A 12,683-nucleotide genomic window follows, 5' to 3' on the forward strand; every position below is an offset into this window, starting at 1 on the left:
AGTATGGGAGAGATCAACGATGAGCAGCAGCGGGGAGTCTGGAGCGACCGAGCAAGGTCTTGTACTATTAGGCGTATTGGGGGATCCGATCAAGCACTCCAAATCGCCTCTTATGCATAAAATAGCTTTGCAGGCAGCGGGAATTGAAGGGGATTTTGTACCTCTTCACGTCAAGCCGGATCAGTTGGAGGATGCCGTGAAGGGAATTCGGGCATTGCATTTCCGCGGAGTCAATGTGACAATTCCCCATAAAGTTGAGGTTATGAAATATCTGGATGAGATTGATGAAGGGGCCAGGCTGATCGGCGCCGTCAATACAATTGTGAATGACAACGGACGGCTCAAGGGTTACAATACCGACGGAATCGGCTATGTGCGTTCCCTTAAGGAAGAGACTTCGGTGGAATTGAAAGGTGCAAGAATTGCCGTTCTTGGAGCCGGAGGGGCTGCTCGCGGCGTGATTCATGCTCTTTTGGAGGAGCAGCCGGAATCGGTTATTATTCTGAACCGAACACGCGACAAAGCTGAGCAACTGGCACAGGAGTGGACGACGGAAGCGATTCCGGTAACGGGCTATGCCAACAGTGAGGCGAAGAACGTGCTTGCAACGTCGGATGTGTTGATCAATACAACCTCGGTGGGAATGTCTCCCTTATCAGATGAGCTTCCACTGGAAACGAGCTTGATTCCGAAGGGAATCATTGTGAGTGATTTGATTTATAACCCGCTGGAAACAAGGCTTTTACGTGAAAGCCGTGAACAACGTGGCTGTATTGTGCATGGTGGCTTGGGGATGTTCGTGTACCAGGGGGCAGTGGCCTTTGAGTATTTTACGGGGGTTGCCCCGGCGGTAGACCAGATGAGAACGGCGGTGCTAAGAAGCCTGTCATAGGTCAGATTTTACATTTAAAATTATGGAAATGCCGCATTGCATATGTGGCGATGAAGGGGTTAATTATACATGTTAACAGGTAAACAAAAAAGATATTTGCGTTCAATGGCGCATCATTTGGACCCGGTTTTTCAAGTAGGGAAAAACGGCACAAATGAGCATCTTATGCGTCACATCAACGATGCGATTGAAAAACGTGAGCTGATGAAGGTGCAAATTTTGAACAACTGTCTGGACGACAAGCATGAAATTGCGGAAGAGCTGGCTGCGGAAACAGGTTCCGAGCTTGTGCAGATCATCGGGAGCACCATTATTTTGTACAAGGAATCCCGTGATCACAAGCAAATCGAGCTGCCAAGAGGATAAACACGCGGGGAGAATACTATGAAAATCGGTATTATGGGCGGTACATTTGACCCGATTCATATTGGGCATCTGCTGGCTGGAGAGGCGGCAAGGGATGCCTATGCGCTGGATCAAGTATGGTTTATGCCTTCTCATATCCCTCCGCACAAGCACCAGGCGGGGGCGAGCGGTACGGAGCGTCTGGAGATGACGAGAGAAGCGGTGGCGGGTCATCCCGCTTTTGAAGTGCTGGATATTGAAGTGCTTCGCGGTGGGGTATCTTATACCATTGACACGATCAAGGAGCTCCAGGAGCTGCACCCTGCGGTGGATTTTTATTTTATTATTGGTGCGGATATGGTCAACTACTTACCTCATTGGCAGGGAATTGAGGAGCTGGCGCAGCGAATTTGCTTTATCGGTGTCAGACGTCCCGGATTCCAGCTTGCATTACATGAGTTGCCGCATTATTTAGAGAACAAGATATTGCTGGCGGACATGCCAGTGGTGGACATTTCATCGACGGATATTCGGGAACGTGCTGCGGAAGGGCGTACCATTCGTTATCTTGTGCCTGACCGTGTGCATGACTATATTACAAGGGGCGGTTTGTATGAAGTACAGCCGTGAGCAATTGATGGAGGCCGTATCCGGTCAGATGCCTGAAAAACGCTGGAAGCACACGCTGGGTGTTATGCATACCTCCGTGGAGCTAGCCAAGCGTTATGGTGCGGACCCGGAGAAGGCCGAACTGGCGGCTATTTTGCATGATGTAGCGAAATATTGGCCTGTTCAGCAGATGGAAGAAGTGATTCGCAGTCATCCCGAATGTGATCAGGAGCTTTTGGAGCATGACAAACAGCTCTGGCATTCTGAGGTGGGATACTGTGTTGCCGCAAGAGATTACGGGGTGGATGATCCGGAAATACGAAATGCGATTCGCTGGCATACGTCAGGGCGTGTAGGCATGAGCCTGCTGGATAAAGTCGTGTGTCTTGCTGATTACATCGAGCCGGGCCGGGATTTCCCCGGGGTCGATCATATCCGAAAACAGGCCAAAAAAAGTTTGGAGCAAGGGCTTGTCGCTGGATTTGACTCTACGATTTCATTGTTGCTGGAGAAGCAAAAGGTTATTTTTCCTTTGACGGTCTTGTCTCGCAATGACTTGATTCAACAACTAAAACAGAGAAAAACGGAGGTTCATGAATGACCCTAACGAATGAGCAATTAATGCAAACTGCGGTTGATGCTGCTAATGATAAAAAGGCAATGAATATTGTTGCACTGGATTTGCGTGGAGTATCACTTGTAGCGGATTATTTTGTGATCTGCCACGGTAATTCGGATACACAGGTACAGGCGATTGTAACAGAAATTCGCAAACGTGCTCATGATGAAGGTGTAACAATCAAAGGTATCGAAGGCATGGATTCCGCACGCTGGGTTCTGATGGATTTGGGGGATGTCGTAGTGCATGTCTTCCATCGCGACGAGCGCGAATATTATAACATTGAACGACTTTGGTCGGATGCTAAGGTTGTGGAGAAGGTATGAGTCTGATTGCTGGTACTTATGTCACCATTATGGTGGACCGTGAGGTGTCCCCTTTCGGCTACTTTCTCACCGTCGGTGAGCAGGATGTGCTGCTGCATTATTCGGAGCTGACACGCGAGATCGAGGTAGGCGAACGGTTGGAGGTATTTATTTTTTACGATACAGAGGACCGTTTGGCCGCAACCATGAAAAAGCCGTTCTTGTCGCTGGGCGAAATGGCAAAGCTTGAGGTGGCTGATGTCCACCCGCGCTTGGGATGCTTCCTGGAAATGGGACTGGGTCGCCAGCTTTTGCTGCCGATTCGCGAGCTGCCGGAGAACCGGGACTTGCATCCTCGGGTGGGCGACTACGTATATGCGATCATGGAACATGACAAGCAAGGCAGACTGCGGGCCAAGCTGGCAGGAGAGCAGGAACTGGCTCCGCTGTGCTTCCATGCCCCTGATTCGTGGAAAAATACATGGGTGCAGGCGACCGTGTACAAGCCGCTTCAGATGGGCACATTTGTCCTGGTGGACGGAGGGGTGCTTGGTTTTGGGGCCATTGGTATGATTCATTCCTCGGAACGTAACCGGATGCTCCGCTTGGGCGAAGAGGTTAAGGTACGGGTCGCGCTTGTTCGTGAAGACGGCCGTGTCAATCTGGCGATGTCGCCACGCAAGGAAGTGGGCCGTAATGAGGATGCGGATCGGCTGATCGCTTTTCTGAAAGAGCGCCCGGGCGGAGGTATGCCTTATTCTGACGCAACCCCGGCCGACATTATCAAGCAACGGTTTGGCATCAGTAAATCTGCCTTCAAGCGTGCGATGGGCAAGCTGATGAAGGAAGGACTGGTTATACAAAAGGAAAACTGGACCTACCTGGTGGAAAAAATGCCTAAACCGAAGGACGGGAATGAGGAATAAAAATGGCTTCTTACCGGAAGTTTGCCTATGTGTATGATGAGCTAATGCAGGATATGCCGTACCCGGACTGGTTGCGCTTTGCACGGCAGGCTTGGGAACAGTATGGTATGCCGCATACGGTGGCCGAGCTGGGCTGCGGAACGGGCTCCATTACGATTCCCCTGGTTAACTCGGGCTTCGAGGTGACCGGCATTGACCTATCCTCTGATATGCTGGCGGTAGCCCGTCGCAAAATGGAAACGACTCCGCAAGGACAGCGGCTGTTTCGTGAGGGAAGCGTCCGCTGGCTGCAGCAGGATATGCGGGAATGGAATTTACCCGAGCCAGTCGATTCGGTGATTTCTTTTTGCGATTGCCTGAACTATTTGCTGGAGGAAGAAGATATAACGGCTACGTTTCACAGAACGTATGCAGGTCTTAAGCCCGGCGGAACCTTCTTGTTTGATGTACATCATCCCCAGACGTTTGTACGTTATGATGAAGAGCAGCCTTTTGTATTGGACGAACGCTCCATCTCGTATATATGGACCTGTGCGCTGGATACGCCACGCTGTGAAATTGAGCATCATCTTAGTATTTTTGCGAGAGCAGAAAATGAAGGACGCGATCTGTATCAGCGGTTCGAGGAAATTCATGTGCAGCGTGCCTATGACCCGGACTGGATGAAGGCAGGATTGTCCAAAGCGGGTTTTCGTGATGTGAAGGTGTATGCAGATTTTGAATGGGTAGAAGCAGAGGATGACGCGGTGAGACTGTTTTATGTTGCTGTAAAATAGTGAAGCTTTATTATGAGAATATGGGAAAAAGAAGGGCGCTTTCATGATGACATGAAGGGCGTGTAGTCCTTATTTGACTTTTTTCGCGGTTTTCAATATAATAGTGCCATTATTAACGGTTAAACAATCGCTGATGAGGAATAGTAGTTTTGTCTGGACATGTAGAGAGCTGGCGGGTGGTGCAAGCCGGTTGACAGGGCAAAGTGAACTCACCTCGGAGATATGCGCCCAACGCAGGAACGCCCTATATAGGTGCCTATATTCTGTTATTAACTCGCATCGGATCACCTCCGTTATCAGGTGCAAAGGGAGTAGAACGCGAAGAACGCTTTCTGCTAACTAGGGTGGTACCACGGGAATATAACCTCTCGTCCCTAGCGCTGACACGCTAAGGGATGCAGAGGTTTTTTTGTTGCATACCGTTTGAGGAGGAAATGACAATGACAGACACACAGCCGAAGCACGGCTATCAACCGCAAAGTATTGAACCAAAATGGCAGAAATATTGGGATGAGAACAAGACGTTTCGTACCGGGGAAGAGCCGGGCAAACCGAAGTTTTATGCTTTGGATATGTTCCCGTACCCGTCTGGAGCTGGTCTGCACGTAGGCCACCCGGAGGGTTACACGGCAACGGATATTGTTTCGCGTTATAAAAGAATGCGCGGCTACAACGTACTGCATCCGATGGGGTGGGACGCCTTCGGTCTGCCTGCTGAGCAGCATGCGCTGGATACAGGTGAGCACCCGCGTGAAATTACGGTGAAAAACGTAAATAACTTCCGCCGTCAGATCAAATCACTCGGTTTTTCGTACGACTGGGAGCGTGAAATCAGCACAACTGATCCTGATTACTACAAATGGACACAATGGATCTTCATCCAATTGTACAAGCGCGGTCTTGCTTATGTAGCTGAAGTGCCTGTGAACTGGTGTCCTGCACTGGGAACAGTGCTGGCGAATGAAGAAGTTATTGATGGTAAGAGTGAGCGTGGTGGTCATCCGGTCATCCGTAAACCAATGCGTCAATGGATGCTGAAAATTACGGAATACGCGGATCGTCTGCTGGACGATCTGGAGGAGCTGGACTGGTCCGAGAGCATTAAGGACATGCAACGGAACTGGATCGGTAAATCTACCGGGGCAGAGGTTCATTTTCCAATCGAAGGCCATGACAAGCAGCTGACGGTATTTACAACCCGTCCGGATACGCTGTTTGGTGCAAGCTACTGTGTGTTGGCCCCAGAGCAGGAACTGGTGGAACTCATCACTACACCTGAGCAAAAGGATGCAGTACATCAGTACCGTGAGCAAGCTGCTCGTAAAAGCGATCTGGAGCGTACGGATCTGGCTAAGGATAAAACAGGCGTGTTCACAGGTGCTTATGCGGTGAACCCGGTGAATGGTGAAAAGCTGCCGATCTGGATTGCCGACTATGTGCTGGCAGGCTACGGAACAGGCGCAATTATGGCTGTACCGGGTCACGATACACGTGACTGGGAATTTGCCAAGAAGTTCGGACTGAAAATCACTGAGGTTGTCCAAGGTGGAGACGTGGCTAATGAGCCATACACCGAGGATGGTCCGCACGTCAATTCAGGCCCGCTGAATGGACTTATCAACGAGGAAGCGATTCCGAAGATGATCGAATGGCTGGAAGCCGAGGGTAAAGGACAGGGCAAAGTAACCTACCGTTTGCGTGACTGGCTGTTTAGCCGCCAACGCTATTGGGGTGAGCCTATTCCGGTAATTCATCTGGAAGATGGTACGATCAAAACGGTTCCTGAGGATCAGCTGCCGCTCATGCTGCCGGAGATGGATAACATCAAGCCTTCAGGCACGGGTGAATCCCCATTGGCCAATGCGACAGAGTGGGTAGAAACTATTGATCCTGAGACAGGTATGAAAGCACGTCGCGAGACCAACACGATGCCGCAATGGGCAGGAAGCTGCTGGTACTACCTGCGCTTTATTGATCCGAAAAATGATAAAGAGCTTGTATCCAAGGAGAAGCAGCGCGAATGGATGCCTGTTGATCTGTACATTGGCGGAGCGGAACATGCGGTTCTTCACTTGCTGTATGCCCGTTTCTGGCACAAGGTACTGTATGATCTCGGGGTAGTGGAAACGAAAGAGCCTTTCTACAAACTGGTCAACCAGGGCATGATTTTGGGCAATAACAATGAAAAAATGAGTAAATCGCGCGGTAATGTCATTAATCCTGATGATATTGTGAATACGTTTGGCGCCGATACGCTGCGTATTTATGAGATGTTCATGGGGCCGCTCGAAGCGACCAAGCCATGGAACGAGAACGGAGTTGAGGGAGCGCATCGTTTTCTGTCCCGCGTATGGCGCCTGTTTGTTTCCGAGGATGGTAGCCTGAATGATAAAATTACAAATGACGGCGGAAGCGATGAGTTCAAGCGGACCTGGCATAAAACGCTGAAAAAAGTAACTGAAGATCTGGATGCGCTTCGCTTTAATACGGCGATCAGCCAGCTGATGATTTTCACCAACGATGCATACAAAGCAGACCTTCTGCCGCGTGCAGCGATGGAAACCTTCGTGCAAATGCTGTCGCCGCTTGCACCGCATCTGGCCGAGGAACTGTGGCAGCTGCTGGGGCACAACGAGAGCATTACCTACGCGGCTTGGCCTGCTTATGATGAAGCATGGACGGTGGACGCCGAAGTGGAAATTGTCGTGCAGGTGAATGGTAAAATCGTGCAGCGTGCAAAGATTGCCAAGGATCTTGATGCCAAAGAGATGGAAACATTTGCTTTGTTGCTGGACAACGTTCAGCAAGTGCTGGCTGGCAAAACGGTTCGTAAGGTAATCGCTGTTCCAGGCAAGCTGGTTAATATTGTTGCCGGTTAATCGGTTTTAAGCCAAAGGAGACATCTACCTTTTGCATGTCCTCCTCATACTTGTTGTGTGTAGCCCGTATCAGTTCGGGAAAGACACTGTGCAGGCTGTTGTCCAGCAGTGCAAGGGCTTCGGCGGTAATACCTCCGGGAACTGCTACCCTGGCCTGCAACTCGGCTGGTGTCATCCCGCCTTCCGTGAGCAGTTTTCCTGTGCCGATGATCATTTCACCGGCCAGGGCACCTAGCTCCGTACGGTCTATACCCGTGGCTTGAACGGCTGCTTGAATCCACTGGTCCATAAAAAAGGCCAGGAAAGCAGGTCCGCAGCTGGAGAAATCCGACGTGATCCGCGTATAAGACTCTTTAACCCGAATCGGCCTGCTAATGTGAGACATAAGCTCTTCCAGAAGGGAACGGTCCTCCTCTGTAATCCGGCTGCCATGGATGCATAGTGAGGCTCCGCTCCCCACCTGGTGGGTGATGCTCGGAATAATTTTGGACACTTTGGCTTTCAGTGCATGCTCCAAAATACGTACCTGCACCGGACTTGTGATAGATACGACGATTTGCTCTTCTGTAATGACGTTGCGTATTTCATCCGTTACGGCTTTTGATTCCAGCGGCTTCACGCAGATAAACAGAATATCGCTTTCCGCTGCCGTTTCACGGTTGCTTTGGGCTGCATGCAAACCTGGATAACGACCGGCCAGCTCGGCTACCTTGGAATGCGTTCGATTGCTTGCTGATATTTGCAGTGGCTTAAGTGCATTGGATTGAATAAAAGATTCAATTAGCAGACTTCCCATGCTGCCAGTCCCGATAAATCCAACTTTCATTGTTCAACGTCCTCCTTTCATACTTTGCGGTATAGACGCTGTCATTCTTCTTAGTGTATGCACCCGGTCTTGACCGACATGACGAATTTTATGTCTGAATATATAAGATCGTTCCCGGGGTTGTACCTCTCTTTGGAAAAAGGGCTCACAGCGAAACCGTATGGAGGTTGTTTACATCCTCCCAAAATCCATGTGGAGTAGGGGATGATACGAACATGAAACGCGTATGGACAGGAACAGCGATAACGCTGGCTGTAATCGGGAGTGGGCTTATTTTGTTTGCCGGAGGGCAGCGCACAGAGCCGCAAGAAGAATGGACTTTGCTTAACCGCAAGGTGGAGCAGGTATTAGCGTCGGAGTCAGAGCCCAAGGAATTGCAGGGCAACAGTGACGACGCATCGGGAAAGCGTGCTACAAAAGCGAATTCAGACCAAACGGAACGCAGCCCGGATGCCCAAGCTGCTGGCACTATGAAGCATAGTCCAGTGCAGGGGGCTGCTGCTAATGTACCGGCTGCTGTCGAAAACTCCGCTATCGGAAATGCAGGTACCGTTAAGCAACCCGACGTGGCGAATTCAAGTTCAGACACAGAGGGTGTCAGTTCGAATGGTACGGTGACTAATCCAGCTACCACATCCGTATCCGGTGAAAAAAAGGTGAACATCAATACGGCGACTGCTGCCGAGTTAATGGAGCTACCGGGGGTTGGGGCTAAAAAGGCCGAAGCCATTTTAGACTACCGTAATCAGCATGGGCCGTTCCAACGTGTGAACGATTTGGATCATGTGAAGGGCATCGGCGCTAAAATGCTGGCAAAAATGAAGCCTTACGTCAGCTTGTAAGCTATACAAAGATTACGGTGATCAGGTTTTGAAAATGAATTTTAGCGGAATGATATACGTTTTAACTTGTTTATACGGGAGAGATGGTTATGAGTGCAGATGTACGCAAGGACTGGGACACTTACTTTATGGATATTGCTTATATGGTGTCCACCCGTTCGCGCTGCTCGCGGCGTCATGTCGGAGCCGTACTTGTGCAAGGTAAAAAGCTTTTGGGCACCGCTTATAATGGTGCACCGTCCGGGGTACCTGACTGCTCTGAGGCAGGCTGTATGATCTCGGAGGAGTACGAGGTTGTTCATCGTGATGGCCGTGAGGAAATGGTTAAAAAGCAACGCTGCATCCGTACGATTCATGCGGAGCAAAACCTGCTGCTGTTCACTGACCGGATTGATCGCGAAGGCTCCTCGGTATATGTTACTGACCAGCCGTGCTGGACGTGTGCCAATATGCTGGCGAACAGCGGTATTGTGGAGATTGTATACCATCGGCCCTATCCCAAAGATGCCGACAAGGTTCGTGCCATGATGGAGGAGAAGGGAATTGCCTTCCGCATGCTGGAGACCTATCATCCACCCAAGGAAACGCTCATGGATGTTAAGAATTAAAGAGTAAACGAGGAAGAACCTCTGACGAATGCTATTCTGTCAGGGGTTCTTCTTTTGTTTTGCAGCTTGGACAGCAAGCAGTATTTTGCTACGGGGGTGATTGTATTCAGGCCAAACTTGTTCTAACCAGACCTATTCTGACCCTAACCATATGTTGGATTGCAGGAATTGCAGGAGCTTGCCTTTATTCTGGACGTATGCTTTTGTTGCTCTGGACGGGAGTAACTTTAATCCTCCCTCTTATAGCTCTATTGATGAAAATTCCCGTGCGGCATGTGGTATGGCTATGGCTTGCTTTGAGCGGTGGTGGATTCCATTGGTTTTGGCATGATACGCATAATGTGAGCAGCATTCCCGACGCTCTCCATGCATCGGCTTCAATGGTGGAAGACATGCCTGTTCAAGCAATGGGGTTTATAGCTTCCGAGGTGCAGGTAGATGGTGATCGAGCGCAGTTTGAGATGAGAGTCACTGCTATTCATCAAATGGGACGTAATTCAGAAAAGAACAAGCAGCTTGCATCTATCTCTGAACAGGTCATCGTTCACATCAAGCTGGCTGCCAAGCAGGAACAGCAAGTTGCGGCAGCATGGCAGCGTGGAGATGCAATTCAAATACGTGGCAGCTTGAAGGCTCCTGCCAAAGCGGGGAACTTTGGCGGCTTTGATTATAGTGAATACCTTCACACCCAGGAAATTCACTGGCTTTTTAAAGGGAATGGAGTCACTTCACTACAGAAGCAGCAAGCTTCCCTGTGGAACCGTTACATTTTGCTCAGGTGGAATGATCAGCTTAGGGAGCAGCTAGGGCAACGAATGGAAACGGCATTTACATCCCTTAATCACGCAGGATATATGAATGGACTGGTACTAGGAGTTACAGATGAGCTCGACCCGGCAACGTATAACGAATTTACACAACTCGGGTTAACGCACATTTTAGCGATATCCGGTATGCATGTGGCGGTATATGCAGCTACACTGCTATATTTACTCAAGCTGATGCGAGTGAGTCTCGAGACATCACTGACCGTCGTGATGGTACTTATTCCGGCTTATGTTCTGCTGACAGGTGCTTCTCCATCTGTTGTGAGGGCCGGGATCATGGCGATGATCGGGTTATTTGCAGCCAGGCGAGGTATGCTCAAAGACGGGCTTAACATTTTAAGTATATCAGCGTTGCTGATGCTGCTTTGGAATCCCTATTACCTGCTTAGCGTCAGCTTTCAGCTTTCCTTTTTGGTGACAGGCGGGCTGCTCATTTATATGCCGCTTATGAAGCCGTTTTTCGCTAAATGGCCTCTCCTGCTCGGCGGTGAGATTGCGATTACCATTACGGCGCAGCTTGTTTCGTTTCCAATGACGGTATTCTACTTTAATCAATTTTCGCTGTTATCGTTTATAGCTAACTTTGTGCTCGTACCACTGATCACGTATATCGTGCTTCCATTGGGTACAGTAGCGATGGGAATCGCCTTTTTGTGGGGGGATGGGGCTCGTATTCTTGCGTGGCCAGCAGAGCAATTAAACGAGCTGACCTTTTTGCTTGTGAAATGGTTGAACGTGGATGATGTTTATGTGAGTATTTGGCCATCTTCCTCCATCCTGTGGATCATGGCGTATTATGCAGCTTTGTACAGTGTTCTGTATTGGCTCAAAACGTGGCTGACATCCCGAAGGCAAGCGAACGAAAAAATGACTGCTATAAGCTCTACTCCTATCTCATCACCCATACACACCGGATTAGCAGCTTCTGCGGAATGGGCGGCTATCCTGCAAACGGCTCATGAGCCTGAGGGTGCAGGTCAATATGCGGGTCAACAATGGAACAGTTATCGTTATTTGGCATTGGTTTTAAGCGGTATAGCCTGGCTTGGCATACTGTGTGTAGGTTATCAATCTCCAGGTGGAGGGAATATCGGGATGGTTCAATACCTGGATGTGGGCCAAGGTGACAGCATTCTAATTACAACGCCGGGCGGCAAACACATTTTGGTGGATGGCGGTGGCACAATGGATTTTGCAACAGAGAAAAATGCCTGGCGCAAGCGTAAAGATCCTTACGAGGTCGGTGCGGATACGATTGTACCCTTGCTTAAGCAGCGTGGTGTGCAGCGGCTAGATGCCGTGATTTTAACACACGGAGATCATGATCATGCCGGAGGGTTACAGGCTGTACTTGACCAGATTCCCGTAACAAGTTTGTTTTTCAACGGTACCCTGACAGACAAAGCACCGTTTCGCAACCTGTTGAGCACGGCTTTAAACAAGCAGATCAAGCTGTACAGTGCATATCATGGTATGGGATGGGAGCCGGATCAGGATACGAAAATCCGCTTTCTTTATCCTTTTCCGTTGCAGGAGAACGAATCTGAGCCGTTACCTGTTATAAAGGAGCAAAATCATTATTCCGTTGCCATGATATTGGAAATGGAGGGAGCCTCATTTTTGTTCACTGGAGATATGGATGAAGCAGCAGAATCGTTGTTGCTTTCTGAATTAGCCCATTCTTCATCCCGTATGGAAGATACGGGGGAAATGGGGACTGTAAGGCAAGCTGTAGACGTCATGAAAATAGCACATCATGGCAGCAAGTATTCCACCTCGGAAGAGTGGCTATCCTACTGGCGACCAGAGATATCTGTCATTTCGGTCGGTGCGAGCAATACCTATGGACACCCGAATGAAGCGGTATTGAAGCGTTTATCGTCCGCAGGCTCTGCTATATATCGAACAGATACGATGGGAGAGATACAAATCCGTGCGCAGCAAGGAAAAATGAGCGTGCGGTACAAACACAAACGTGAACAAACGGGTACAAAATGAATTTTCCGATTATTGTTTTGTAGGCATTGTATAAAATATTTGGAGGAAAATGCAGCATCCGTGGACGTTGAACTGACCTCAGAGGAATTAGCACTCATTGAAGCCGTAAGTCCAAAAAATGAGGTGTATGGCAATCGATATGCCGACGCCCAAATGAGTTCCTTAAACAAGTAAGTATATGAGTCTCTCGATCAAAATATTAAACAGCTCACTCTCAAGAGTGGGCTGTTT

General features: G+C 49.4%; 12 protein-coding genes and 1 other annotated feature. Of the genes, 11 read left to right on the top strand and 1 reads right to left on the bottom strand.

Annotated features, from left to right (window positions below; translation table 11 throughout):
• Positions 1-19: 19 nt before the first annotated feature.
• The 8 genes from aroE (at position 20) to leuS (ending at position 7,351) form a co-directional block, all read left to right on the top strand.
• Positions 20-892 carry a shikimate dehydrogenase gene (aroE, locus tag BAZ21_RS14495; RefSeq protein ID WP_068501920.1) on the top strand — a complete coding sequence of 291 codons (873 nt, stop codon included), beginning with the start codon at positions 20-22 and terminating at the stop codon, positions 890-892.
• Between the two features lie 69 nt (positions 893-961).
• Positions 962-1,258, top strand: a complete 297-nt coding sequence (gene yhbY, locus BAZ21_RS14500; RefSeq protein WP_025718850.1) for a ribosome assembly RNA-binding protein YhbY — start codon at positions 962-964, stop codon at positions 1,256-1,258.
• Positions 1,259-1,276: 18 nt separating this feature from the next.
• Positions 1,277-1,867, top strand: a complete 591-nt coding sequence (gene nadD / locus BAZ21_RS14505; protein ID WP_068501922.1) for a nicotinate-nucleotide adenylyltransferase — start codon at positions 1,277-1,279, stop codon at positions 1,865-1,867.
• Positions 1,851-2,447: a bis(5'-nucleosyl)-tetraphosphatase (symmetrical) YqeK gene (yqeK, locus tag BAZ21_RS14510; protein WP_010345307.1), complete on the top strand. Its 597-nt coding sequence runs from the start codon at positions 1,851-1,853 to the stop codon at positions 2,445-2,447. Before nadD ends, yqeK begins: the two co-directional genes overlap by 17 nt.
• Positions 2,444-2,791 carry a ribosome silencing factor gene (gene rsfS, locus BAZ21_RS14515; RefSeq protein ID WP_007431300.1) on the top strand — a complete coding sequence of 116 codons (348 nt, stop codon included), beginning with the start codon at positions 2,444-2,446 and terminating at the stop codon, positions 2,789-2,791. The genes yqeK and rsfS overlap by 4 nt, the downstream gene beginning before the upstream one ends.
• Entirely contained in the window at positions 2,788-3,696 is a 909-nt protein-coding gene (locus BAZ21_RS14520; RefSeq protein ID WP_068501927.1) for a CvfB family protein, read from the top strand. Before rsfS ends, BAZ21_RS14520 begins: the two co-directional genes overlap by 4 nt.
• A 2-nt stretch (positions 3,697-3,698) precedes the next feature.
• A complete protein-coding gene (locus BAZ21_RS14525) occupies positions 3,699-4,472 on the top strand; it encodes a class I SAM-dependent DNA methyltransferase (protein ID WP_068501930.1) in 774 nt (257 codons plus the stop codon).
• A 121-nt stretch (positions 4,473-4,593) separates the two neighbouring features.
• Positions 4,594-4,851, top strand: a binding site (T-box leader).
• 61 nt (positions 4,852-4,912) lie between these two features.
• The gene (gene leuS, locus BAZ21_RS14530) at positions 4,913-7,351 is read left to right on the top strand and encodes a leucine--tRNA ligase (RefSeq protein ID WP_068501933.1); all 2,439 of its coding nucleotides are present in this window, start codon (positions 4,913-4,915) and stop codon (positions 7,349-7,351) included.
• Here leuS and comER read toward each other — a convergent pair.
• Positions 7,332-8,177 carry a late competence protein ComER gene (comER, locus tag BAZ21_RS14535; RefSeq protein ID WP_068501938.1) on the bottom strand — a complete coding sequence of 282 codons (846 nt, stop codon included), beginning with the start codon at positions 8,175-8,177 and terminating at the stop codon, positions 7,332-7,334. The genes leuS and comER overlap by 20 nt on opposite strands.
• A 215-nt stretch (positions 8,178-8,392) precedes the next feature.
• Here comER and BAZ21_RS14540 point away from each other — a divergent pair, with 215 nt between their 5' ends.
• From BAZ21_RS14540 to BAZ21_RS14550, 3 genes are all read left to right on the top strand, one after another.
• Positions 8,393-9,019, top strand: coding sequence for a ComEA family DNA-binding protein (locus tag BAZ21_RS14540; protein ID WP_068501941.1), 627 nt, complete (start codon positions 8,393-8,395; stop codon positions 9,017-9,019).
• An 89-nt stretch (positions 9,020-9,108) separates the two neighbouring features.
• Positions 9,109-9,627, top strand: a complete 519-nt coding sequence (locus BAZ21_RS14545; protein ID WP_068501944.1) for a deoxycytidylate deaminase — start codon at positions 9,109-9,111, stop codon at positions 9,625-9,627.
• A gap of 254 nt (positions 9,628-9,881) precedes the next feature.
• On the top strand, positions 9,882-12,452 hold the full coding sequence (locus BAZ21_RS14550) for a ComEC/Rec2 family competence protein (protein WP_373441560.1): 2,571 nt from the start codon (positions 9,882-9,884) through the stop codon (positions 12,450-12,452).
• Positions 12,453-12,683: the final 231 nt, after the last annotated feature.

Origin of the sequence: Paenibacillus kribbensis (assembly GCF_001705305.1) — a bacterium.
Classification (GTDB): domain Bacteria; phylum Bacillota; class Bacilli; order Paenibacillales; family Paenibacillaceae; genus Paenibacillus; species Paenibacillus kribbensis_B.